Genomic DNA, 21,959 nt, shown 5'->3' on the forward strand with positions numbered 1-21,959 from the left:
GCTCAGGCGCCTTCCGCGATCTCGCCCTCCGAGCGAACCGCGAGCGACCCTCGGTCCACCGTGAGGGTGAGCGCGCTGCCCGCAGGGGCGTCCGCCGCGTCGCGGAGGATCACGCCGCCTTCGAGGTGGGCGATGGCGTAGCCGCGGGCCAGAGTGGCGGCGGGGGAGAGGGCGCGTAGCGAGGCGCGCAGTTCGCTCGTCCGCCGGCCGGCGTCGTCGAGCTGCCGGGCGACCGCGTCGCGACCGCGGGCGAGAAGCAGGAAGGTCTCCTGCGCGCGGCTGTCGATGATCGGATCGGGCGAGCGCAGCACCGGCCGGGACCGCAGCTGCTCAAGCTGGGCCATGTCGTGTGTGAGGCGCTGCGTGAGGCGGGTGGTGGCCCGGGACCGCAGTTGCGCGATGAGTGCGCGCTGCTCCCCGACGTCGGGGACGACACGCTTGGCGGCATCGGTCGGCGTCGAGGCGCGCAGGTCGGCGACGTCGTCGAGGAGGGGGTGGTCGTTCTCATGGCCGATGGCGCTGACCACCGGTGTGGAGGCGGCGGCCACGGCTCGGACGAGGCGTTCGTCGCTGAAGCCGAGGAGTGTCTGCGGGTCGCCGCCGCCGCGCGCGATGATGATGACGTCGACCTCGGGATCGGCGTCCAAGCGGGCGAGAGCCGCCAAGGTGTCCGGCACGCAGCGATCGCCCTGCACCGCGGCGTACGCGGTCTTGAATCGCACCTGCGGCCAGCGCAGCTCGGCGTTGCGGTGGACGTCCTTCTCGGCGTCGGAGCGCTCACCGGTGATGAGGCCGATGACGTGGGGGAGGAACGGCAGCCGCTTCTTGCGGGCGGGATCGAAGAGGCCCTCCTGGCGGAGCTGCACGCGCAGCCGTTCCAACCGTTCGAGCTGGTCGCCCAGTCCGACATGCTTCATGGCCGAGACCGCGAAGCTGAAGTCTCCGGAGCGCACGAAGTAGTCGGCCTTGACGGCGGCGACGACGTGATCGCCCACGCCCAGGTCGGCGGGGATGCGGCCGCGCACGCTCGACCAGACCCGGATGGAGATCTGTGCATCGGAGCGGGTGTCCTTGAGGCGGGCGAAGACGTTGCCGGCGCGGACGTTCCAGGAGGTGATCTCGCCCTCGACCCACACCGTGTTCCACCGTGCGACGAAGTCGCGGATGGTGGCGTTCAGCCGCGCGACCGAGGTCGGCGCCTGCGCCGTGGAGTCGCGCGGGGCGACGGCATCCGCCGGCGGCGTCTCTCCCGGTCCCGTCGTCGCTTCGAAGACTGTCATCTGCTCCCGTTCCTGCCCGCGCACTCTCCGGCCCCGTCCAGCCGGGCGACGGTAGAATCGAGGGGTGACTTCGACTGCCGTTCATCTTCCCGCTCCTCGCATCCCACGAGTGCGCGCCGCGGCCGGGCGGCTTCAGGATAACCCGGTGCCCGGACACAAGCGCGTCCTGCTCGCCGCCCCCCGCGGATACTGTGCGGGGGTGGACCGTGCGGTGGTCGCCGTGGAGAAGGCGCTGGAGCGCTACGGCGCCCCCGTCTACGTCCGCAAGCAGATCGTGCACAACATCCACGTCGTGACGGAGCTCGAGGCCAAGGGCGCGATCTTCGTCGAGGAGGTCGACGAGGTGCCGGAGGGCGCGCACGTCGTCTTCAGCGCGCACGGCGTCTCCCCGGCGGTCGTGAACGCCGCCTCCGACCGTGGCCTGCACGCCATCGACGCCACCTGCCCGCTCGTCACCAAGGTCCACCGCGAGGCCGTGCGGTTCGCGCGGGACGACTTCGAGATCCTGCTCATCGGCCACGACGGACATGAGGAGGTCGAGGGCACCGCGGGAGAGGCGCCCGATCACGTCACGGTCGTCAACTCTCCGCAAGAAGCCGACACCGTGCAGGTGAAGGACCCGTCCAAGGTAGTGTGGCTGTCGCAGACGACGCTCTCCGTCGACGAGACGATGGAGACGGTGAACCGGCTCCGCACCCGGTTCCCCGAGCTGCACAACCCGCCGTCCGACGACATCTGCTACGCCACGCAGAACCGGCAGGTCGCCATCAAGAAGGTCGCTCAGCGCGCTGATCTCGTGATCGTGGTCGGCTCCGCCAACTCCTCCAACAGCGTGCGGCTCGTCGAGGTCGCCCTCGAGTACGGAGCCAAGGCCGCCTACCGCGTGGACTACGCCGAGGAGATCCGCCAGGAGTGGCTCGACGGCGTGGAGACGGTGGGCGTCACCAGCGGCGCTTCCGTCCCCGAGGTGCTCGTGCGCGAGGTGCTCGACGCGATCGGCGATGCCGGGTATCGCGACGTGGAAGAGGTCAAGACGGCGGAGGAGGACCTCATGTTCTCCCTGCCGAAGGAGCTCCGTCAGGACGCCACGGGCCAGCGCGACGCGCGCGCCCTCGGCGGCCGCGCCTCCGCAGGAGGGGGTGCATAGCGGTGAACGCCGCGGAGGCGGAGCCGACCCTCATCGGGTCCGTGCAACGCGCGCTCCGCCTGGTCGACATCGTCGCGAACTCCCCGCGTCCGCTTCCGGCCAAGATGCTCTCATCGATCACGGGGCTCACTCCGGGAACGACCTACAACCTCGTCCGCACGCTCGTGCACGAGGGGTACCTCAGCGCCGAACCGGACGGGCTCGTGCTGGGCGGACGCTTCCCCGCGTTCCAGCAGCAGATCGACTCTCGTGGGGTGTTCCTGGCTCGGGTGCGCGCCGCTCTGCGCGCAGTGACGGAGGACGTGGGCGCCACGGCCTACCTCTCCCGATATGCGGACGGGGAGATGCATCTCGTCGATATCGTGGACGCCGTACGGAATCCGCGCATCGAGCTCTGGGTCGGGCTGCACGCCAGCGCCCACGCGACCGCGCTGGGCAAGCAGATCCTCGCGGCGCTCTCCGAGGAGGACCGCCTGGACTACCTCTCCCGGCACCGGCTCGAGGAGCTCACGCCTCGGACGATCAGCGACCGCCGGACGCTCCTCACGCAGCTCGAGCAGACGCCGGGGTGGGCGATCGACCGGGAGGAGTATGCGATCGGAGCCACCTGTGTCGCGGTTCCGGTCATCGCCCCCGGGGTGACGGCGTCGCTGGCCGTCTCCCTGCCCGCGGACCGGGCGGTGGTCAACCGTCGTCTCGTGTCGAACCTGCAGCGCACGGCCCGGCGGCTCTCCCTGCAGCTCGGGGCGGACGCCCTGGACACCGACGGCCCGGACGCCGAGTTCACCATCTGAATTCGGGGCCCTGGTGTGGGCATCGAGGGTTCCCTATGATCGAAGGCGTAGTGGCTGACAACGCCCTACTGATCGCCTACGGCGTCCCCAGCGCCGGCGACCAACGGGATGAGGAGCGTCCCCAGCGCTCCACGTCCGCGGCCCCGAGAAGTCCCCACTTCTCCGGGGCCGCTATCGGTTGGGGGTCCGACTTCTCTGAACGAGCGAGCTGAGCCTCGGCCGATACGATGGCGGGATGACCGACCAGCGCCCCCGATACGGGGAACTCGCCACACCAGAGGAGCAGCGGAGGGCAGCGGGGCTGCCGCCCGTGGCAGAGGTGATCGCCCCGTCGGCTCCCGTCTCGGACCCCGCGCCCGCGGCTCCTGCTCCGGCGCGCCCCTCCTCAGTGGATCGGTTCGCGACGATCGCGCTGCTCGCCTACGGCCTCGTGAACGTCATCGTCACCGGCCTGTCCTACCTCGACATCGTCCCGGTGATGAACCAGACCATGGGCATGCTGGGCATCGAGGGGGAGTTCACCAACTACGCCGCGGGGCGCACGTGGGGGACGATCGCCGCCGTCGTGCTGGCAGTCGGCTGGTGCGTCACGGCGGCCCTGTCGATCCGTCGCCTGCGTCGTGGCCGCCTCACCTGGTGGCTCCCGCTCGTCGGAGCCGTCATCACGCTGGGCATCGCCTCGTTCTGCCTCGTCGTGCCGATGATGGGCGACCCGGCCTTCATCGCCTACCTCGACCAGGCGACCGGGGCGCGCTGACGCCGACACGCAGACGAAAGGGGCCCGGCAAGACGCCGGGCCCCTTTCGTGTGTCTGGTGGTGTCAGCTCTTCGACTGGCCGTACGAGCCGAGCTGGCGGGTGGACTCGACCACGCGGGCGGCCATCGCCGACTCGGCGATCTTGCCCCAGGCGCGCGGGTCGTACTGCTTCTTGTTGCCGACCTCGCCGTCGACCTTCAGCACACCGTCGTAGTTCTTGAACATGTAATCGGCGATGGCGCGCGTGTAGGCGTACTGGGTGTCGGTGTCGATGTTCATCTTGATGACGCCGTTGGCGACCGCGAGAGCGATCTCCTCGTCGGTGGAGCCCGAGCCGCCGTGGAAGACGAGGTCGAGCGGCTTCTCGCCGGTGTTGTACTTCGCGGCGACCTCGGCCTGGATCTCGCCGAGCAGTTCCGGACGCAGCTTCACGCCGCCCGGCTTGTACACGCCATGAACGTTGCCGAAGGTGAGGGCGGCGATGTAACGGCCCTGCTCACCCAGGCCCAGCGCCTGCACGGCCTGGTCCACGTCGGCGAACGTCGTGTAGAGCGCCTCGTTCGAGCCCTCGTGCTGCACGCCGTCCTCCTCACCGCCGACGACGCCGATCTCGACCTCGAGGATGGCGTTGATCGCCTTCATGCGGGGGAGCAGCTCCTTGGCGATCTCGATGTTCTCTGCGAGCGGCACGGCCGACCCGTCCCACATGTGGGACTGGAAGATCGGGTTGCGGCCAGCCTTGACCTCTTCCTCCGAGGCGGCGATGAGCGGCTCGACGAAGCCCGCGAGAGCGTCCTTCGGGCAGTGGTCGGTGTGCAGGGCGACGGTGACCGGGTAGTTCTTGGCGACCTCGGTGGCGTAGCGGGCGAAGGCGAGAGCGCCGGTCGCACGAGCCTTGACCGTGTGGCCGGCGAAGTAGTCGGCGCCACCGGTGGTGACCTGGATGATGCCGTCGGAGCCGGCCTCGGTCAGGCCCTGGAGGACGGCGTTGATCGTCTGCGAGCTGGAGACGTTGAACGCGGGGTACGCGAAGCCGCCTGCCTTCGCGCGGTCGAGCATGTCGGCGTACTGATCCGGGGTGGCGACGGGCATGAGAACTCCTGCGGTAGGTGAAGCCGGGACAGCTGCCACTCTATCGGGGCGGGTGTCCGGCTTCGGCAGGAGGAGTCGCGCGTCGGTGGGCACCGTCCTTCGGTGGTGTTAAGAACGGCGATTTCTTCCTCGCTCAGAGGCGGAAAACGGGGCGATCGATCCGGTGCTCGCGGATAGGCTGGGGTTCATGGTGAGTCTGACTGCCGACCTGAGCCCGCTGCGTCCCGACCGTAACCTCGCGATGGAGTTGGTGCGTGCGACCGAGGCGGCGGCGATCCGTGCCGTTCCGTTCATCGGTCGTGGTGCGAAGGAGGCTGCCGACGGCGCCGCCGTCGACGCCATGCGGGCGTTCCTCGGGACGGTCGACTTCCAGGGCCGCGTGGTGATCGGCGAGGGCGAGAAGGACAACGCCCCGATGCTGTTCAACGGCGAGGTCGTCGGGACGGGACGCGGGCCGCTCTGCGACATCGCGGTGGACCCGATCGACGGCACGTCGCTGACCGCGGCCGGTCGGCAGAACGCGCTCTCGGTGATCGCGGTGTCGGACCGCGACACGATGCTCGACGCCTCCAGCGTCTTCTACATGGACAAGCTCGTCACGGGGCCCGCCGGCGTCGGCGTGGTCGACATCCGCCTGCCGATCGGCGAGAACATCCGCAAGCTCGCCGGCGCGCTGGACAAGCCGGTGGACGAGATCGTGGTGTCGGTGCTCAACCGTCCGCGGCACGAGCAGCTCATCCAGGAGATCCGGGACGCCGGGGCCGGAACCCGTCTCATGAGCGACGGCGATGTCGCCGGCGGGATCAACGCCGCACGCCACGACGCCCGCACCGACATGTGCGTGGGCGTCGGCGGCAGCCCGGAGGGCATCGTCACCGCGTGCGCGATCAAGGCCCTCGGCGGCCACATCCAGGGCCGGCTCTGGCCGCGCGACGACGACGAGCGTCAGCGCGGCATCGACGCAGGACTCGACATGGACAAGGTCTACGAGGCGGACGACCTCGTGCAGGGCAACAACACGATCTTCGTCGCGACGGGTGTCACGGACGGCCAGCTCGTCGCCGGTGTGCGCCGTGAGCGCGGTTACGTCTACACCGAGAGCGTGGTCCTGCGGGGCGCCTCCGGAACCCTCCGCCGGATCGCGTCGGAGCACCTCGTCTCGAAGTGGCTGTGACGGCTCTCCTGTCGGCATGATCGCGGGCCGGATTCTCGCCATCGTTACCGACCCGGTATCGCCTCCTCCACGAGTCGGGCCCGGTTCGGCGAGCTGCCGTGCCAGAATTGTCACTGGGTTTGTCGCCGTCGACGGAGCCGCCAGGCACCGCAGGCACAGGAGGGCGAACGCATGACAACGCAGCACACGAGCGGCTCGAAGAGCGCCGCGCCGACCAAGATCATCACCACGAACACCGGACGCATCCTCCGGGTGAGTGCCGATGCCGAAGCGGCCGCCGTGGCCCCGCCGGCACCGGTTGCGCAGCCGGCCGTCGATCCGGCTCGCCGCGCCGACGTGCTGTTCCGCGTCCGCCGCGCGGAGGGGCACGAGGTGAGCGCCTGGTGGATGATCGGCGCCTTCCTCGCCACGAGCGGCCTCGTCATCGTGCTGCTCAGCGGCGTCCCTGGCGTCGCCTGACACTCCGCGATCGGGGATCCGGTCGCGTCCGCCGTCACTGCTCCCGGTCGTGGAGCGCGGCGGCGTGGTCGAGGCGCGCGCGAACTTCGCCGACGTCGGCCTGCATCGTGTCGGCGGTAGCCTCGGCCTCCGTCGGGACCAGCAGTTCGGGTGCGGTGAAGCGCCGTCCGTCCGCGGTGATCGCCGAGACAGGCGCGAGGGCCTCCGCATCGACGCCGGGGAACTGCCGGGCGGTCACGAGAACCCGGGACTCCAGGGAGCCGGCGAAGCGGTTGTAGCTGTCGACCGTGCGCTCGATCGCCCGCCGCAGATCGTCGGCGTGACCGGCGAGGGTGCCGAGGCGCTCGTACAGCTGCGTGCCGAGCGCGAGCAGCGTCCGGGCCTCGGTGGACACCTCCTGCTGGGTCCAGGTGTAGGCGACCGTCTTGAGGACCGCCCAGAGGTTGACGGGGGAGGCGAGGGCCACTCGTCGGCTGAAGGCGTAGTCGAGCAAAGTGGCGTCCTCATCGATGGCGGCCGCCAGCAGCGACTCGCTCGGCAGGAAGCAGATGACGAACTCGGGGCTGGCGTCGAGGCCCGACCAGTACGCCTTCTTGGCGAGGGCGTCGACGTGGGCGCGGACCGCGCGGACGTGCTTCTGCATGTGCGCGCGGCGCTGAGACTCGTGGGCGTCGCCGAGGGGGAGGGCGGAGGCCTCGAGGTAGGCGTCGAGGGGCACCTTCGCGTCGACGGCGATCGACGTGCCGCCCGGAAGGCGGACCACCATGTCGGGGCGCCCCTGGCCGCGGTCGGAGGTGATCGTCGCCTGCAGGTCGAAGTCGACATGTCTGGTCAGCCCCGCCGCCTCGACGACGCGCCGCAGCTGGGTCTCGCCCCAGACGCCGCGGGTGGACGTGGAGCGCAGCGCACCCGCCAATGACTCGGTCGTCGCGCGGAGCGCTTCATCGGACTCCTGCGCGCGCCGGAGCTGCTCGGCGAGTGTGCCGAACTGCGCCTGACGCTCGCTCTCGATCGCGGCGACCTTGGACTGCATCTGCTGGAGACTCTCGCGGACCGGCGCCAGAGCCTGCAGCACGGCGTTCTGCTGCTGGACGCGCTGTGCCTCCGCCCGCTGCTCGGTGCGAGCGTGCTCGACCGCGTCCCGATAGAGGTCGTACTGGCGATCGCGGTCGTCTCGCGCGGCCGCGAGTTCCGCCTGCGTGCGTGCGATGTCGGCGGCACTGCGTCCGGCTCGCAGGAACCAGCCCAGAGCGACGCCCGCGGCGAGGGCCACGAGCAGAAGAACGATCGACAGGGCATCCATGGCTCCATGATGCCCGGGGCCTCCGACATCGCCGGGAGGACGCGAGGTGCGTCAGGCGACGGCGCGCTCCAGCGCCGGTGCGGCAGGCTCCGTCACGCGGAGGCCGAGGGCGTCGGCGAGGCCGAAGACATCCGCGGCCCCGGCGCGCGCGGCCGCGTCCACGATGATCTGGGCGCAGGCGAGGGCATCCGCCAGTGCGTCGTGGTGCGAGAACTCCGCGTACCCGGCCGCCGCGGCGGCGAGGGGCAGGCGGTAGGAGTCGAGCTGATAGGTCTTCCGTGCCACCTGGAGGCTGCACAGCGACCGGTACGGCGGGCAGATCTGTCCCGTGACCTCCGTCGCCCGTCGCAGGACGTTCAGGTCGAAGCCGGCGTTGTGGGCCACGAGCACGTCGGCGCCCGCGAAGCCGCACAGGCGGTCGAACTGATCGACCCACGTCGCCGCCGACAGCACCTGCTCGGGGCGGATGCCGTGGATGCGGACGTTCCACTCCTGGAACTCGTCGTGGCCGGGCGGGGGCTGGATCAGCCAGTTCGCGGTGGCGACGACCTCCCCGTCCCGCACCCGCACGAGTCCCACGGAACACGCGGAGGCCGGGCTGGAGTTCGCGGTCTCGAAGTCGATCGCAGTGAAGTCCAGTGGCACGTCCTCACTCTCTCCCGGGCCTCCGACGTCGCTGTGCAGGCTCGCCGTATGCTGGCCACATGGCGGACGAACTCGCGAGATCCTTCGGTGCGGCGGCCGGAAGCTACGAGGCCGGACGGCCCGAGTACCCCTTCGAGGCCGTCGCCTGGATGCTCGAACCGATGGCGGACGGTGCGCGTCGGGTCGCCGATGTCGGCGCCGGGACCGGCAAGCTCACGCGGGCGCTCGTCACGGCTGCGGACGCCGAGGTGGTGGCGATCGATCCGGACCCCGCGATGCTCGCCGCCCTTCGCGACGCCGTCCCCGGGGTGCCCACGTTCGTCGGGACCGCCGAGTCGCTGCCGCTTCCGGACGCGAGCGTGGACGCCATCGTGCTCGGCCAGGCCTGGCACTGGGTCGAGCCGGTCGCCGCCTCGGCGGAGATCGGTCGCGCGGTGCGGCCGGGCGGGGTGCTCGGTCTCGTCTGGAACCTCCGCGACGAGCGCGTCGACTGGGTGCGCCGGCTCACCGACATCATGCACGGCAGCAACGCCGAGATCATGCTCGCGGCGGGCGACCCCGTGGTGGCGGAGCCCTTCGGCGCTCTGGCGCAGGACCGCTGGGAGTGGTCGCGCCCCATGACGCGGGAACTCCTGCACCGCATGGCCGCGTCCCGCAGCGCTGTGATCACCGCCCACGATGCCGAGAAGGCACGGATCCGCCGCGAGATGGACGCCCTGTTCGACGAGCTCGGCCTGCACGGGGACGGTGTGATCGAGGTGCCCTATGTGACGAGGGCCTTCCGCGCGGTTCGCGACTGAACAGGCGTCCGCGCCGTATCAGGCGCTTTTCCCACCCTGCCGCCTGATCCCGCGTGGGTGCCTGCCCTCGCGAGGGGTGAGGCGGGGGAGAGCGGCGCAGGTAGACTCATACCCCGTGGCTCTCACTATCGGAATCGTCCGTGATGGGAACGTCTAACCCCGCTTGGAAAGCGTCAGCCATCGCTGTATAGTCAGCGTGTGCTGACTATTGCTTCTCGCGTCGACGTGATGAACAGGCTCGGACGGGCAATGGCCGATCCGACCCGTTCACGGATTCTCCTCACGCTGCTGGATGGCCCCAGCTATCCGGCCGTTCTGTCACGGGGACTCGAATTGACGCGGTCGAACGTCTCGAATCACCTAACGTGTCTGCGCGACTGCGGCATCGTCGTCGCTGAGCCGGAGGGGCGGCAGACCCGCTACGAGATCGCGGATCCGCATCTTGCAGCGGCGCTCGCGAGTCTTGTGTCGGTGACGTTGGCGGTCGACGAGAGCGCACCATGCGTCGATCCGGCATGCTCGGTTGCCGGCTGCTGCGACGCAGGGGAGCCCCGATGACCGCGCTCATGCTCGCACCTGAGCGCCGTGACGTGCTGCGCCGCCGCATCCGGGTCGTGGTTGCGATCACGATCACCTGGAACGTCATCGAGGCGGTGGTCGCGCTCATCGCAGGCGGCGTTGCCTCGTCCGCGGCGCTCATTGGGTTCGGATTGGACTCGATCGTCGAGGTGCTCTCGGCAGCGGCGGTCGCATGGCAGTTCGCGGCGCCTGACCCGCAGAAGCGAGAAAAGGTCGCGCTGCGGGTGATCGCAGTCTCGTTCTTCGGTCTCGCCGCGTACGTGAGCGTCGACGCCGTGCTGTCGCTGTTCGGCCTGCGGGATCCTGAGCACTCGCCGGTCGGGATCGCAATCGCGGCGTTGAGCCTGCTCGTGATGCCGTTCCTCAGCTGGTTCGAGCGCCGCACCGGTCGCGAGCTCGGTTCGGCCTCCGCCGTCGCCGACTCGAAGCAGACCCTCATCTGCACGTATCTCTCGGCCGCGCTCCTGGCGGGCCTGTTACTCAACAGCCTGTTCGGGTGGGCATGGGCGGATTCCGTAGCCGCGCTGGTGATCGCTGTGTTCGCTGTTCGAGAGGGAGTCGAAGCGTGGAAGGGCGACGCATGCTGCGCCGCTCCCGTGGCTGTGCTGACCGGGGAGCGGGAACCTGACACCTGCGAGGACGGCTGCTGCGCCCGGTAGGCGGCGGAGGCCGAGTTCTCGCGGCGTTATGCTCATAGAGCCATGCCTAACTTATCCATAGGAATCGTCGGCCTGCCCAACGTCGGCAAGTCCACCCTCTTCAACGCTCTCACCAAGAACGACGTGCTCGCGGCGAACTACCCGTTCGCGACGATCGAGCCGAACGTCGGCGTGGTGAACCTGCCCGACCCGCGGCTCCAGAAGCTCGCGGAGATCTTCGGGAGCGAGCGCATCCTGCCCGCCGCCGTGTCGTTCGTCGACATCGCCGGCATCGTGCGCGGGGCGAGCGAGGGGGAGGGGCTGGGCAACCAGTTCCTCGCGAACATCCGAGAGGCCGACGCGATCGCCCAGGTGGTGCGCGGGTTCTCCGACGACGACGTGGTGCACGTGGACGGGGCCGTGAATCCGGCGTCGGACATGGAGACCATCAACGCCGAGCTCATGCTCGCCGACCTGCAGACCGTCGAGAAGGCGATCACTCGGTACGAGAAGGATGTCCGCGGCAAGAAGATCGACCCGTCGGTCCTCGAAGCCGCGAAGGCCGCCAAGGACGCCCTGGAGCGCGGGATCCTGCTCTCAACGAGCGGCCTCGACCTCGAGCCGATCCGCGAACTCGGGCTCCTGACCGTCAAGCCCGTCATCTTCGTCTTCAACGTCGACGAGTCCGTGCTGACCGACGACGCCCGCAAGGCCGAGCTCGCCGCCCTCGTCGCGCCGGCGCAGGCGATCTTCCTCGACGCGAAGATCGAGTCCGAGCTCAAGGACCTCGACCCCGAGGACGCCGCCGAGCTCCTCGCCTCGACAGGGCAGGACGAGTCGGGTCTCGACCAGCTCGCCCGCATCGGCTTCGACACCCTCGGTCTGCAGACCTACCTCACCGCCGGCCCCAAGGAGGCCCGCGCCTGGACCATCCCCAAGGGATCGAAGGCCCCGCAGGCCGCCGGCGTCATCCACACCGATTTCGAGAAGGGCTTCATCAAGGCCGAGATCGTGTCGTTCGACGACCTCGTGGAGACCGGATCTGTGCAGGAGGCCCGCGCCAAGGGCAAGGCGCGCCTCGAGGGCAAGGACTACGTCATGCAGGACGGCGACGTCGTGGAGTTCCGCTTCAACAACTGAGTTCGAGTCTCGGGCTCTTGACCTGGTTTCGCTCGATCTCGAACAAGTTCGGTTGAGCGTGGCGACAGCTTTGTGAGATATTGATGTCGCAATGAGCTACGAAGACTATCGAGGTCGTTTCGACGACGTGCAGAACCAATACAACGTCATGGCGCTGGTTGGAAACGGGTTCGACATTCAGGCGTTGTCCGGACTTGGCTCTCTGACCGACACCCGCTACGAGTCGTTTTACCACTATCTGAAGTACCGGAAGTTCGACGGCGAGAACAAGATTCTCGAGCGAATGGAGAGCTTGCGCGGCACCGCTGAGAACTGGAGCGACATTGAGTCAGCAATTGAGGGCTTGCTCAACGTGGATCGAGTTGACCCTCGCGCCATTGCCGACGATCTTAAAGACGTGCAACGGGAGTTCTCTACCTTTCTGGACCAGGTTGTGACTCCAGACCTCCTTGCTCAACTTGGCGAGCGGGCCGTTTCAAACAACTCCAGTATGGTCAGCTTCACCGAGTTCCTAGGAGACATCAGCGATTCGGAGGAGTATTACAAGATGCGGCTTCCCCGGCACATCAACATAGGTGACTTGTTGAACTTCAAGTTCGTGAACTTCAACTACACCACGCTCCTGGATGATTTCGTCTATCTCGATCAGATGCAGTTCGATCCGCATCCTTACAAATGGTCGGATCGCAACATCAATTTCCATCCGAATCCGCTTGGACACCCGTATTCCGAGGCGCACCCGGAGTTTCACCCGGAGAATAAGTCTTTCCATATGGTGTCCTACTTGGTATCTGATGTTGTCCACCCGCATGGGATACAGTCCATCCCGCGATCGCTGCTTTTCGGCATAGACGAGGCACCGAAGCGCGCGCAGAAGCTATCGAAACCGTACTGGGCGCAGAACAAGGTCAAGTACGGCGGGCTGTTTCCAGCTACTGACTTGTTCATCATCTTTGGTTGCTCACTGGGAGAAACAGACCGATGGTGGTGGAGAGCCATCATCGACGGAATGCGCGATAACGAGAATGCAGACCTTATCCTTTACTGGCGCCGTGGCTCCGGGGATAGTGCTTTGACCGCCCCCGAACTGCGCGAGAAGTTTGCGACCGCTGCGGGATTTCGGAATGACGCGGACGTCCTGGGTTTGCTCGGCGAGAGAGCCCGCGTCGTGCTCTACGACGACGCGAGTGAGCGAGCATGGCTAAACACGAATGCGATCACGCCGCCGTCGTGGGTGAGTTAATGGTTGGTTGGCGCACATTCAAGGCTCCGAACCAAACGCCTATCGGTGACGTAACGCGGTGGAGTTCCGCTTCAACAACTGAGTCCCGGACGACATGACCCGAGTGGCGCGGACAACATAGTCCGAGGGTGGACGCTTGAGATTAGTTTCGACGCAAGATATTGTCGATTTCCAGCTCCGGCAATTTGGCCATCGTCCGACGTGCCCACTCGGGGTCAACCATGGCTTGCGCGAACGTGATCTGCAGTTGGGCTTCTTTCATCGTGTAGTGGAGCAACTCCGTCCAGTAGACAATTTCTACGTGCCGCCTCGAGCTCACGACGGCCATCAGGAAGGCCGTGGCGCTCTGATTCATGCTATCCAGGCACTCATACGCCGGCATGTAGAACCCCACAGGTCTTGGGCCATGGAGGAAGACACCCGACGAGTCCGCGACTGCTGACTTCACAGATCCACTGTGCGAGGCGTGGACGTGGTGACTGGCGTTCGAAAAGCGGGAGCTTGCATCGTCGTTTCCGTACGCTCTGCTCATGTCTGCGTAGGTCACGCGACGGTCGTCGAAGGCGGGCGATGCCCAGCCGTATGGTTTGGACATTGAGACGCAATGTTGCCGGATGACGCGCTGATACTGCCTGTCTATTGTCTGGGAACCCTCGTCAGCAAGGCCTCGAATATGACCGTCCTCCTTCCGGCGCCACATCTCCACATGGTGACTTGCCTCGAATCGTCGTGCAATCTCCGTGCTGCTTCGTTCGATGAACGCCGCGATCACGCCGAGCTCCACGGCGGTCCGCATGCGGGCTTCAGCTCCGTCGGGAAATCCGCGTTCGAGCAGTGCGAAGGTTTCGTTAGTTGCGGTCATGGCCCGCTGGAGCAGTCCTGCCAAGCTTGAACTCTGCGCCTGCCGACGTAAGGGTGAGCATCCCGTCTCCGATTTGGGCGAGACCAGCCGACTTGAGGAATCTGCCGTACTCGCCCCAGGTGAGCGGCGCGGTCGTTGCCGGTGCTCCGATGCTGGTCTTGTGGCCGAAGACGTCGGCGCTGAGATCGGGACGGGCTTCCATTGCCGTGGCCGCACCGGCATCGACTTGATCCACAAGCTCAAGTACGAGTCCGACCCAGGCGCGCTTGCCGCCATGAAGTGCGGGAAACGTTGCTCCTTGTCGTCGCCACAGGGCCCGCTGTTCGAGCAGAGTGGTCTCGTCGAGGGCTTTCTGCGGAATCATGGATGGATTCTATGGCATCGTTTTGAGTCTTATTGAGACCCAGGAGGACGTGCGCGCGAGGACCTCAATCGGGCCGGTGACGATTCCCAAGAGCACGGGTGCCGTGCGGCTCAGTGGTTCCTCCGCAGGCTCTCTTGGCTCAGCAAGGTGGACGCCACCCTCGACGTTCACGTAATACTTGATGACCTGCCCGATGGAAAGCTTCTCGCCTTCGATCTCTGGAAATCGATCACTTCAGCGCGGGTATGCGTGCGTTGGCGCGGCTTTCCGGAGCGTGAGGACTCCCCGGGCGCGCCGAAAAGGAGACCGGCGCCGACTGCACAGCCTTATCCGCGACCGCGAGGCGCGACCGACTCGCTAGCGCCGTACACCCGCGTCCGGCCCATGGCGATCCTCGAACGCACGGAGCGCGCGCCTCGCGCGGTGGGTCTCGACGATACCGACGATGATCCCGGCGGCGAACACGATGATGCTGAGAACGCGCCACAACCCGGCGGGCGCATCGAGGAGGAACGCGACCGTCCAGCCGACCGTCATCACCGAGGAGAACACGATCGCGTAGACGCCCCAGTTCCGCCGCCGTTCCAGCGCCATGCGCTGCTGGATGAGCGACGGCTCCGGTCCGCCCACGGGCCCGCTCATACCCGGAGGGAGGAACCCTCGTCGCTCGCGGCCGGAATCGGAACCGCAGCGCCGGAGCGTGTGCGGAACCACAGGGTGAGCTCGAACAGGGCGCGCTCCATCGTGGAGGCGTCCGCGCCGTCGACGAGGTCGTCGAAGGAGTCGCGGAAGCCGGTGGGGGCGGCGGTGCTCCCCGTGCGGAACGACCGGTAGCCCATCGACCAGTCGGAGAAGAGCCGGGCGGTGATCGGCGTCTCCAACAGGATGCGCATCGCGCGGTGACGCGGATCGTCGGCGATCGTGTCGACGAGTCGGCGCACGGCCTCGACCGGTCCTTCGAGGACCTGGAGGAAGCGTCCCTGGCGGAAGAGGAGGAGGCCCGTGATGTCGCGGGCCGCGTTCGACCGGCGGCACTGCTCGAGCAGCTGCTCCAGAGCGGTCTCACGGAACGGCTGCGCCGCCGTGCTGGTGTAGACGAGGCGGAGCAGCCCGTCGGCCCTGGCCGCCGTCACCCCTGCACCAGCTCCGGGGCGCCGAGGGCGGCGTCGCCCTCTGAGGGGCCGGCGTGGGCGACGACCTCCGTGGTCGCGTCGCTCAACGTGGCGTGCAGGCCGAGCGGCTGCGCGGACGCGGAGAACGCGGCGAAGCGGCCGTCGGGCTGACGGTCGACGTAGCCGAGGAAGTCTCCGCCACGGCTTCCGACATGGAAGCCGTCCTCGACGCACGCCCAGAGGACATCCGATGCGGGGTGGGGGGAATCAGGCACGGCTCCACCCTACGGCGGGCGGCCGACATCGCCCCGGGCCTTGCGCTGACCCGCCTCGATATGGCACACGCACCGAACGCCGCCTCAGTCGCCGGCGCGCGGTCGTCCCGGCTCCCGCCAGCGCGGCGGCACCGGGGCCGGCGTGATCGGCTCGACGCGGTCCGGCGTCGGCAGGCTCGACGCAACGCCGGCGTGCAGGACGAGCCCCTCGCCCGCGTGCCGGATCGTCACCGGCTCACCCGCGCTCAGCCGGTAGGTCGTCTCCGCCGGCGTGATGTCGACGTGCAGGATGCAGCCGTGCAGCCGCACCCCGAACGCGAGACGGGTGACGCCGTCCGGGAGCTGGGGCCGGAAGGACAGACCGTCGTCTCCCTCTCGCATGCCCCCGTAGCCGGCCGTGACCCCCGTCCAGATGCCGGCGAGCGCCGCGATGTGCAGTCCCTCGTCTGTGTTGCCGTGGAGGTCGTCCAGGTCGAGGGCAGCGAGCTCCGCGAGGTACGCAGATGCCAGCTCGAGGTGACCCACCTCGGCGGCGATCACGGCCTGCGCCGCCGCGGAGAGGGAGGAATCGCGCACGGTGAGGGCGTCGTAGTAGGCGAACGCCCTGGCCTTCTCCTCCCACGTGAACTCCTCGTGCGCGGTGTAGAGCGCCAGCACGAGGTCGGCCTGCTTCAGCACCTGTTTGCGATAGAGGTCGAAGTAGGGGAAGTGACTGTGCAGCGGATAGTCGTCGGGGCCGGTGGCGTCGAAGTCCCACCGGGCGTGCGCGGTGAATCCCGCCGACTGCGGGTGCACCTTCCGATCCTCGTCGTAGAGCACGGTCATGCCGGCGGCGGCGGCCTCCCACGCGGAGATCTCGTCGTCGTCCACGCCGAGGCGGGCGGCGACGTCCGGATGCCTCCGGACGGCTGCCACCGCTCCGCGGAGGTTCCGGCGGGCGGAGAGGTTGGTGTAGACATTGTCGTCGACCACGGCGGTGTACTCGTCCGGACCGGTGACACCGTCGATGTGGAAGCCGCCGGTCTCGTCCCACCGCCCGAGGGACGCCCATAGACGAGCCGTCTCGACGAGGATCTCCGTGCCCGCCTCCCGCTCGAAGTCCTGGTCACCCGTCGTCCGGACGTAGTGCATGACGGCGCCCGCCACGGCCGCGTTGATGTGGAAGGCGGCCGTACTCGCGGGCCAGTATCCGGAGCTCTCCCGACCGTCGATCGTGCGCCAGGCGAAGGACGCGCCGCGCAGACCGAGCGTGCGCGCCCGCTCCTTGGCATGATCCAGCGTCGCATGCCGCCAGCGCAGTGCCTGGAGCGCGGCATCCGGAGCGGTCGAGGTGAGCACGGGCAGCACGAACGCCTCGAAGTCCCAGAACGTGTGGCCCTCGTAGCCCGAGCCGGTGAGGCCTTTGCCGGGGACCGATCGGGCTTCGGCTCTCGCCGATGCCTGGAACACCTGGAACAGCGCGAAGCGCACCGCCTGCTGCAGCCGGGCATCGCCGTCGATACGGACGTCGCCGCACTCCCAGTACCGATCGAGGACGGCACGCTGTCCCGCCACGAGCGCGTCCCACCCCAAGCGAGCCGCTTCCTCCACGGCCTCCTCCGCGCGGTCACGCAGCGTCTGCGGTGCGAGGGACGCCGACCACTCGTGTCCCACGAGCTTGACGATCTCGAGCTCCTCGCCGGGGGCGAGGTCGACGCGGATGCGCGTGCGCGCCAGATCGTCGTCCACCTCGGTCGTCACGTCCGGCGTCCCCTCTCCGGAGATCTGCACGAGATGGTCCGCGCTCACCGCCACACGCAGACCGCTGCGGCGGGTGCGGTGCAGCAGCGTGCTCCGCGCGCCGCGCTCCGATGCCGCGACGGCCTCCAGCGGACGGGCGAGGAGCTCCTGCACCCGCGGATCGTCATGGGTCACGGGGAGCGGCTCGTTCGCGAGCACCTCGGACAGCACGGTGACCGCGAGCGGAGCGTCGAGCGCCTGCACGCGGTAGCGCACGGCGGCCAGCGACCGGTGTTCGAGGGAGACCAGACGGGTCGAGGCGAGGTGCACCCGACGCCCCTCCGCGGACTCCCAGTCGACCTCCCGGTGCAGGGTGCCTGCGCGAAGGTCGAGGCGGCGGGCGTGGGCGTGGACGGTCCCATGCTCGACGTCGAACGGCTCGTCGCCGACCAGCAGGCGGATGAGCTGCCCGTTCGGCACGTTGATCACCGTCTGCCCGGTCTCGGGGTACCCGTAGCCGTCCTCGGCATGCGGCATCGGGTGTTCCTCGAACACGCCGTTGAGGTAGCTGCCGGCGACACCCCGGGGATCGCCCTCGTCGAGATTGCCCCGCCAGCCGATGTGGCCGTTGGAGAGACCGAAGACGGACTCCTCCTGCGCGAGATGGGCCGTGTCGACGCTCTCGATGCCGACGGCCCAGGGTTCGATGGTGAACTGCGCCGTCATCGGCGCGCCCCGGCCCCGAGGCGCCTGTCCGAGGAGGAGGTGAGGATGCCGAGGAGCATGGAGTTCCCTTCTGCCGGAGACCGTGGGCCTCGACGCTATCGATCCCGTCGAAGGGGCGCGAGGGCGTTGCGTCGCGCGGACCGGGTCCGGTAGGGCGGTCGCTGTGCGCCGGGGCGCGGCGGCCGCCCGTTCCGGGGCACCGGTGGGTCTGCTCACTCCTTGTGGAGCGCGTCCTGCGCGGCGCCGGCCACCTTCTCCACGACGTTCGGCAGCTCGGTGGTGCCGTAGAAGCGCGCATCGGGGTGGGTGGGCGGAGGCATCTCGGCCGTGGTCGTCGGGCCCTCGTGGTAGCTGAACTCGCCGTGCCCGTCCGGCGTCGGACCCGATGCCCAGGTGCCTTCGGCGGCAGCAGGACCGTCGCTGAAGTTGAGGTACTGGTACGACACGTCGCGGTGCTCCTTCGAAAGCGGGAAGTTGCTGGGCACGGGCAGCTTCTCGGCGCCCTCGGCCTTCAGTTCCTCGGCAGCGGCGAGCCACTGGTTCTGGTGCATGGTGTCGCGCGCCAGCAGGAAGCTCAGCAGATCCCGCACGCCGTGATCGTCGGTCATGTGGTACAGCCGGGCGACCTGCACCCGGCCCTGCATCTCGGCGTTCGCGTTGGCCATGAAGTCGGCGAGGAGGTTACCGCTCGCGGTGATGTACGAGCCCTGCCACGGGTTGCCGTTGCTGTCGACCGGGCGGGCGCCGGCACCGGCGACGATGCCCTGCTGCACATCCGTGCCGCCGACGATCGCGGCGACCGTCGGGTCGTCCTGCACGGCGTCCTCCGTGATGCCGAGCGGGGACTTCTCGAGGAGCTGCGCGATCATGACCGCGAGCATCTCGACGTGGCCCATCTCCTCGGCGCCGATACCGAAGACCAGGTCGCGGTACTTGCCGGGGATGTGCATGTTCCATGCTTGGAATTGATACTGCAGCGCGACGGTGATCTCGCCGTACTGCCCGCCGAGGACCTCCTGCAGCTTGCGCGCGTACACGGCGTCCGGTGCCTAGCCGCCGCGCCGGTGTTAGCCGGTCGGCGGCGGCGCCGTCAACCCCCGCCCTCCTCGGCGGCGTAGCGGGCATGCTGTGGGCATGGGGATCGGACGGCAGCCGCGGAGGACGCGATCGGAGCGTTCCTCGGTCCAGGGGAGGATGGGCAATGCCGGGGGAGGGCCGGCCGAGCTGCTGTCCCGCGAACTCGGTTCGCCGGTCGTGTTCCTGGGCGCGGGGCTGCCCGAGGATCACTGGCATGCGAGCGACGAGAGCATCGATCTGCGCATGCTCATTCGCGGCGCCGCGACTCTCGCGCATCTGTGGCGCGAGCTCGCCGCCGCCTGATGACTCCGCCGGGGGATGCGAGGAGGAGGCTCGTCCCCCGGCGGGCTACGCTGGACGCAGGCGCCACCGCCCGGTGCCCGGTCGCAGGAGCCCGGTGCGGACGACGCCTGCGAACCTGACACCGACGGCTTGAGGAGAACGACGCCGATGACCGACACCCAGATCTTCGAGCCCGAGGGCCGCGCCATCCCCTTCGTCGACGAGGGTGACGGGCCGGTCAAGCTCGTGCTCATCCAGGAGCGCGGCCTGGCCGCCGACGTGCTCGGAGTGGTCGGTCACTACCTGGCCGAGGAGGCCGGATTCCACGTCGTGCGGATCGGCCATCGCGCGGATGACGCCGACACCTCGATCGAGGACCGCGTCGCGGACGCGCTCGCCGTCATCGACCACATCGGCCTCGGCGACACGTGGATCGGCGGACACGGCTTCGGCGGCACGATCGCCCGGTCGTTCGCGCTGGCTCATCCGGAGCGCGTGAACGGTCTCGCACTGCTCGGCGTGGAAGACGTGGAGACGCCCCTCGCCCCGGTGATCCCGGTGCTGCTGATCCAGGGGACGGCCGACGAGGTCACCCCGCCCGCGAACGCCGAGAGCCTGCGCGTCACGGCTCCGGAGCGCGCCAGCATCAAGGTCGTCGAGGGCGGGGATCACCTCTTCCCGATGACGCACCCCATCGAGACGGCCGTCGTGCTCGAGGAGTACCTGGACTGGGACTGAGGGTGACGTCGCGGGTCAGAGGTCGCTGAAGTCGTTCGAGGGGACCATGATCTGCGTGACGGTGTCGCCGTCGAGCACGAACATCGTGTAGACGATCCCGGTGGAGCCGGGGCGGGTCAGGGACTCCGTGTCGGGGACCTCGCGCCCGCCGAGCCCGAGCTCGTTCGCGGTCGCCGGGTCCTCCGCATCCGTCAGCGCCCAGGCGTCGGCGGCGCGGAGCTCGGTGCGCGTGCTGCCGACGCGGAATCCGTCCTCCGTGACGACCGGGAGACCCGCGACCTCGGCGGCCGTGACGGAGACGCTGGCCGGGGCCTCGCCCGTGCTGTCCGCCAGGACGCGCAGACCTCCCCAGTCGTACGCCTCCAGTGTGGAGGGCTCGCCGGGGAAGATCTCCACGCCCTCCGCCTCGGGAAGCTCGCCGGTGGCCTCCTGGAGGAGCTCGAGAAGGGCGGCGGAATCCGTGTAGTCGGCGCTCCGCTCCTCGGCGCCGGTGACCGTCAGGCCGTCCAGCGACACCACGATCTGCGCGGAGATGGTCTCCGTCGGCGTCGGCGACGGGCTGGAGACCTCCGAAGGACGAGGGGACGCGGACGGCTCGGCCGAGTTCGCGGGAGCACAGGCCGTCACGGCGAGCGCGGTGGCGGCGAGGGCGAGAAGGAGAGAAGAGAGTCGTCGCATGGTCCCGATGCTAGAGCGTTCGGGGCCGGCGCTGACGCCGGCGCGGTACTCGTTATCGGTCCGTGTCCGGAGACGGACGAACGCCGCGGCCGGGGAGGCCGCGGCGTTCGAAGTCTGAGGTCTCAGGCGACCTGAGGGAGCACGGCGAAGGACACGGAGCCCTCGTCGTCGACGCCCGCGTCGAGGATCTTGTCGTCGAGCGCGGAGGCGGCGGCCTCGTCGAGGAACAGGCGCGTGCCCGACAGCTCGACGACCTGATCGGCGGGCTCCGGGTCGGCGGTCACGGCGACGGCGAGCCGGGCCGCGCCCGACTCGTCCTGCGCCTCGGCGGTGTGGATGCGCAGCCCGGCGGCCGGCGCGTCGTTCTGCCGACTCACGAGGGTCGACACGATGGCGGTGGCGTTGTCGGTGAGGGTGAGCACGAGCTCTCCTTTCCGGTTGGGGCATGACGCGGTCGCGGCATGTCCGGACCACGATTCCCTATCGTCTGGATCCCTTCGACCCCCTTGCGCGGAGCGGGGCGCTGCCCTTAACCTCGCAGCCGCTTGCGGAGGAAGACCTGGTCGGTGCCGTCGCCCTGTGGGATCCGTTCGCGCTCTTCGTAGCCGCAGGACTCGTACAGCCGGATGTTCGCCTCGCTGAGGCTTCCGGTGAACAGCTCGGCCTCGCGGGCGTCGGAGGCCTGCTCCGCCGCGTCGAGGAGCTTCCGGCCGATGCCCTCGCCCTGCATGTCGGGGGCGATCGCGATCCGTCCGATCAGGAGCAGGTCGTCGTCCTCGACGAACCGGATGGCCCCGACCAGACGACCGCCGATCCGGGCGCCGAGACCGCGCTCCGTGGTGAGCTCGGCCTCCATCTCGGCGAGCGTCTGGGTCAGCGGCGGCATGTCGACGCTCCCGTAGATCGCCGCCTCCGACACGAAGGCCGCCCGTTGGATCGTGAGCACCTCGCCGGCATCAGCCGCCGTCAGAGGGGCGATGACCACCTCGGGCCGATCCTCCTGTGCTGCTGTTCCCACTGTTCCGCCTTTCTCGATGGCCCTGTCGCCTCCCTCACGTTCAGGGGTGCGACCGGC

The 21,959-nt window shown here is 68.8% G+C and carries 26 protein-coding genes; 12 read left to right on the plus strand and 14 right to left on the minus strand.

The genetic code is table 11. The features are described from left to right. Window positions 1-2 precede the first annotated feature (2 nt). Complete coding sequence (gene xseA, locus BK819_RS04865) at window positions 3-1,280, minus strand: exodeoxyribonuclease VII large subunit (protein ID WP_071328160.1); 1,278 nt, start codon at window positions 1,278-1,280, stop codon at window positions 3-5. Between the two features lie 100 nt (window positions 1,281-1,380). Between xseA and BK819_RS04870 the strand changes: the two genes are divergently transcribed. The 3 genes from BK819_RS04870 to BK819_RS04880 all read left to right on the plus strand — a co-directional run bounded on the left by BK819_RS04870 (window position 1,381) and on the right by BK819_RS04880 (window position 3,978). After that, window positions 1,381-2,427: a 4-hydroxy-3-methylbut-2-enyl diphosphate reductase gene (locus BK819_RS04870; protein ID WP_177173808.1), complete on the plus strand. Its 1,047-nt coding sequence runs from the start codon at window positions 1,381-1,383 to the stop codon at window positions 2,425-2,427. Between the two features lie 2 nt (window positions 2,428-2,429). Further along, window positions 2,430-3,221 carry an IclR family transcriptional regulator gene (locus tag BK819_RS04875; protein ID WP_071328162.1) on the plus strand — a complete coding sequence of 264 codons (792 nt, stop codon included), beginning with the start codon at window positions 2,430-2,432 and terminating at the stop codon, window positions 3,219-3,221. A gap of 235 nt (window positions 3,222-3,456) precedes the next feature. Next, window positions 3,457-3,978 (plus strand): DUF6264 family protein, encoded by a 522-nt coding sequence (locus BK819_RS04880; RefSeq protein ID WP_071328163.1) that lies wholly within the window; start codon window positions 3,457-3,459, stop codon window positions 3,976-3,978. A gap of 63 nt (window positions 3,979-4,041) precedes the next feature. Here the strand turns inward: BK819_RS04880 and fbaA are convergent, their stop codons facing one another. Continuing rightward, the gene (gene fbaA, locus BK819_RS04885) at window positions 4,042-5,070 is read right to left on the minus strand and encodes a class II fructose-bisphosphate aldolase (protein WP_025103954.1); all 1,029 of its coding nucleotides are present in this window, start codon (window positions 5,068-5,070) and stop codon (window positions 4,042-4,044) included. Between the two features lie 187 nt (window positions 5,071-5,257). Between fbaA and glpX the strand changes: the two genes are divergently transcribed. Both glpX and BK819_RS04895 read left to right on the plus strand, forming a co-directional pair. Further along, window positions 5,258-6,244 (plus strand): class II fructose-bisphosphatase, encoded by a 987-nt coding sequence (gene glpX / locus BK819_RS04890; protein WP_060922697.1) that lies wholly within the window; start codon window positions 5,258-5,260, stop codon window positions 6,242-6,244. A 171-nt stretch (window positions 6,245-6,415) separates the two neighbouring features. Further along, on the plus strand, window positions 6,416-6,703 hold the full coding sequence (locus BK819_RS04895; RefSeq protein ID WP_060922698.1) for a hypothetical protein: 288 nt from the start codon (window positions 6,416-6,418) through the stop codon (window positions 6,701-6,703). 34 nt (window positions 6,704-6,737) lie between these two features. Here the strand turns inward: BK819_RS04895 and rmuC are convergent, their stop codons facing one another. Continuing rightward, window positions 6,738-8,006 carry a DNA recombination protein RmuC gene (rmuC, locus tag BK819_RS04900; RefSeq protein WP_071328164.1) on the minus strand — a complete coding sequence of 423 codons (1,269 nt, stop codon included), beginning with the start codon at window positions 8,004-8,006 and terminating at the stop codon, window positions 6,738-6,740. A gap of 51 nt (window positions 8,007-8,057) precedes the next feature. Then, window positions 8,058-8,651, minus strand: coding sequence for an exonuclease domain-containing protein (locus BK819_RS04905; protein ID WP_071328165.1), 594 nt, complete (start codon window positions 8,649-8,651; stop codon window positions 8,058-8,060). Between the two features lie 59 nt (window positions 8,652-8,710). Between BK819_RS04905 and BK819_RS04910 the strand changes: the two genes are divergently transcribed. From BK819_RS04910 to BK819_RS04925, 5 genes are all read left to right on the plus strand, one after another. Beyond that, the gene (locus BK819_RS04910; RefSeq protein WP_071328166.1) at window positions 8,711-9,451 is read left to right on the plus strand and encodes a class I SAM-dependent methyltransferase; all 741 of its coding nucleotides are present in this window, start codon (window positions 8,711-8,713) and stop codon (window positions 9,449-9,451) included. A 198-nt stretch (window positions 9,452-9,649) separates the two neighbouring features. Then, complete coding sequence (locus BK819_RS16325) at window positions 9,650-10,009, plus strand: helix-turn-helix transcriptional regulator (protein ID WP_083391666.1); 360 nt, start codon at window positions 9,650-9,652, stop codon at window positions 10,007-10,009. Continuing rightward, the gene (locus tag BK819_RS04915; protein ID WP_071328167.1) at window positions 10,006-10,689 is read left to right on the plus strand and encodes a cation transporter; all 684 of its coding nucleotides are present in this window, start codon (window positions 10,006-10,008) and stop codon (window positions 10,687-10,689) included. The genes BK819_RS16325 and BK819_RS04915 overlap by 4 nt, the downstream gene beginning before the upstream one ends. A gap of 42 nt (window positions 10,690-10,731) precedes the next feature. Continuing rightward, on the plus strand, window positions 10,732-11,808 hold the full coding sequence (gene ychF, locus BK819_RS04920; RefSeq protein WP_071328168.1) for a redox-regulated ATPase YchF: 1,077 nt from the start codon (window positions 10,732-10,734) through the stop codon (window positions 11,806-11,808). A gap of 91 nt (window positions 11,809-11,899) precedes the next feature. Beyond that, window positions 11,900-13,051 (plus strand): AbiH family protein, encoded by a 1,152-nt coding sequence (locus tag BK819_RS04925; RefSeq protein ID WP_071328169.1) that lies wholly within the window; start codon window positions 11,900-11,902, stop codon window positions 13,049-13,051. A 142-nt stretch (window positions 13,052-13,193) separates the two neighbouring features. Here the strand turns inward: BK819_RS04925 and BK819_RS16505 are convergent, their stop codons facing one another. The 7 genes from BK819_RS16505 to BK819_RS04955 form a co-directional block, all read right to left on the minus strand. Beyond that, a complete protein-coding gene (locus BK819_RS16505; protein ID WP_143049252.1) occupies window positions 13,194-13,937 on the minus strand; it encodes a DUF5677 domain-containing protein in 744 nt (247 codons plus the stop codon). Beyond that, window positions 13,900-14,277: a hypothetical protein gene (locus tag BK819_RS16510; protein ID WP_143049253.1), complete on the minus strand. Its 378-nt coding sequence runs from the start codon at window positions 14,275-14,277 to the stop codon at window positions 13,900-13,902. Before BK819_RS16510 ends, BK819_RS16505 begins: the two co-directional genes overlap by 38 nt. 357 nt (window positions 14,278-14,634) lie before the next feature. Then, window positions 14,635-14,919, minus strand: coding sequence for a hypothetical protein (locus tag BK819_RS04935; protein ID WP_143049254.1), 285 nt, complete (start codon window positions 14,917-14,919; stop codon window positions 14,635-14,637). Next, window positions 14,916-15,410: a BLUF domain-containing protein gene (locus tag BK819_RS04940; protein ID WP_083391667.1), complete on the minus strand. Its 495-nt coding sequence runs from the start codon at window positions 15,408-15,410 to the stop codon at window positions 14,916-14,918. Before BK819_RS04940 ends, BK819_RS04935 begins: the two co-directional genes overlap by 4 nt. Beyond that, complete coding sequence (locus BK819_RS04945) at window positions 15,407-15,664, minus strand: hypothetical protein (RefSeq protein WP_025102908.1); 258 nt, start codon at window positions 15,662-15,664, stop codon at window positions 15,407-15,409. Before BK819_RS04945 ends, BK819_RS04940 begins: the two co-directional genes overlap by 4 nt. Before the next feature lie 84 nt (window positions 15,665-15,748). Next, window positions 15,749-18,109, minus strand: a complete 2,361-nt coding sequence (locus tag BK819_RS04950; RefSeq protein WP_071328172.1) for a glycoside hydrolase family 65 protein — start codon at window positions 18,107-18,109, stop codon at window positions 15,749-15,751. Between the two features lie 212 nt (window positions 18,110-18,321). After that, window positions 18,322-19,146: a manganese catalase family protein gene (locus tag BK819_RS04955; protein ID WP_071328173.1), complete on the minus strand. Its 825-nt coding sequence runs from the start codon at window positions 19,144-19,146 to the stop codon at window positions 18,322-18,324. A gap of 157 nt (window positions 19,147-19,303) precedes the next feature. Between BK819_RS04955 and BK819_RS04960 the strand changes: the two genes are divergently transcribed. Together BK819_RS04960 and BK819_RS04965 are read left to right on the plus strand one after the other, a co-directional pair. Beyond that, the gene (locus BK819_RS04960) at window positions 19,304-19,489 is read left to right on the plus strand and encodes a hypothetical protein (RefSeq protein ID WP_071328174.1); all 186 of its coding nucleotides are present in this window, start codon (window positions 19,304-19,306) and stop codon (window positions 19,487-19,489) included. 147 nt (window positions 19,490-19,636) lie between these two features. Continuing rightward, window positions 19,637-20,206: an alpha/beta fold hydrolase gene (locus BK819_RS04965; protein WP_071328175.1), complete on the plus strand. Its 570-nt coding sequence runs from the start codon at window positions 19,637-19,639 to the stop codon at window positions 20,204-20,206. Between the two features lie 15 nt (window positions 20,207-20,221). Here BK819_RS04965 and BK819_RS04970 read toward each other — a convergent pair whose 3' ends face one another. From BK819_RS04970 to BK819_RS04980, 3 genes are all read right to left on the minus strand, one after another. Beyond that, window positions 20,222-20,884 carry a hypothetical protein gene (locus BK819_RS04970; RefSeq protein WP_071328176.1) on the minus strand — a complete coding sequence of 221 codons (663 nt, stop codon included), beginning with the start codon at window positions 20,882-20,884 and terminating at the stop codon, window positions 20,222-20,224. 122 nt (window positions 20,885-21,006) lie between these two features. Then, window positions 21,007-21,306, minus strand: coding sequence for a Fe-S cluster assembly protein HesB (locus BK819_RS04975; protein ID WP_071328177.1), 300 nt, complete (start codon window positions 21,304-21,306; stop codon window positions 21,007-21,009). 107 nt (window positions 21,307-21,413) lie between these two features. Next, complete coding sequence (locus BK819_RS04980; RefSeq protein ID WP_071328178.1) at window positions 21,414-21,869, minus strand: GNAT family N-acetyltransferase; 456 nt, start codon at window positions 21,867-21,869, stop codon at window positions 21,414-21,416. Window positions 21,870-21,959: the final 90 nt, after the last annotated feature.

This window comes from Microbacterium sp. LCT-H2 (assembly GCF_001866135.1).
Taxonomy (GTDB): domain Bacteria; phylum Actinomycetota; class Actinomycetes; order Actinomycetales; family Microbacteriaceae; genus Microbacterium.

Bases quoted from the DNA above. Each gene is read 5' to 3' on its own strand.
- fbaA (WP_025103954.1), bottom strand. From the start codon at position 5,070: ATGCCCGTCGCCACCCCGGATCAGTACGCCGACATGCTCGACCGCGCG.
- BK819_RS04880 (WP_071328163.1), top strand. From the start codon at position 3,457: ATGACCGACCAGCGCCCCCGATACGGGGAACTCGCCACACCAGAGGAG.
- BK819_RS04960 (WP_071328174.1), top strand. From the start codon at position 19,304: ATGGGCAATGCCGGGGGAGGGCCGGCCGAGCTGCTGTCCCGCGAACTC.
- BK819_RS04965 (WP_071328175.1), top strand. From the start codon at position 19,637: ATGACCGACACCCAGATCTTCGAGCCCGAGGGCCGCGCCATCCCCTTC.
- glpX (WP_060922697.1), top strand. From the start codon at position 5,258: ATGGTGAGTCTGACTGCCGACCTGAGCCCGCTGCGTCCCGACCGTAAC.
- ychF (WP_071328168.1), top strand. From the start codon at position 10,732: ATGCCTAACTTATCCATAGGAATCGTCGGCCTGCCCAACGTCGGCAAG.
- BK819_RS04895 (WP_060922698.1), top strand. From the start codon at position 6,416: ATGACAACGCAGCACACGAGCGGCTCGAAGAGCGCCGCGCCGACCAAG.
- BK819_RS04925 (WP_071328169.1), top strand. From the start codon at position 11,900: ATGAGCTACGAAGACTATCGAGGTCGTTTCGACGACGTGCAGAACCAA.
- xseA (WP_071328160.1), bottom strand. From the start codon at position 1,280: ATGACAGTCTTCGAAGCGACGACGGGACCGGGAGAGACGCCGCCGGCG.
- BK819_RS04950 (WP_071328172.1), bottom strand. From the start codon at position 18,109: ATGACGGCGCAGTTCACCATCGAACCCTGGGCCGTCGGCATCGAGAGC.
- BK819_RS04970 (WP_071328176.1), bottom strand. From the start codon at position 20,884: ATGCGACGACTCTCTTCTCTCCTTCTCGCCCTCGCCGCCACCGCGCTC.
- rmuC (WP_071328164.1), bottom strand. From the start codon at position 8,006: ATGGATGCCCTGTCGATCGTTCTTCTGCTCGTGGCCCTCGCCGCGGGC.
- BK819_RS04935 (WP_143049254.1), bottom strand. From the start codon at position 14,919: ATGAGCGGGCCCGTGGGCGGACCGGAGCCGTCGCTCATCCAGCAGCGC.
- BK819_RS04910 (WP_071328166.1), top strand. From the start codon at position 8,711: ATGGCGGACGAACTCGCGAGATCCTTCGGTGCGGCGGCCGGAAGCTAC.
- BK819_RS04915 (WP_071328167.1), top strand. From the start codon at position 10,006: ATGACCGCGCTCATGCTCGCACCTGAGCGCCGTGACGTGCTGCGCCGC.
- BK819_RS16510 (WP_143049253.1), bottom strand. From the start codon at position 14,277: ATGATTCCGCAGAAAGCCCTCGACGAGACCACTCTGCTCGAACAGCGG.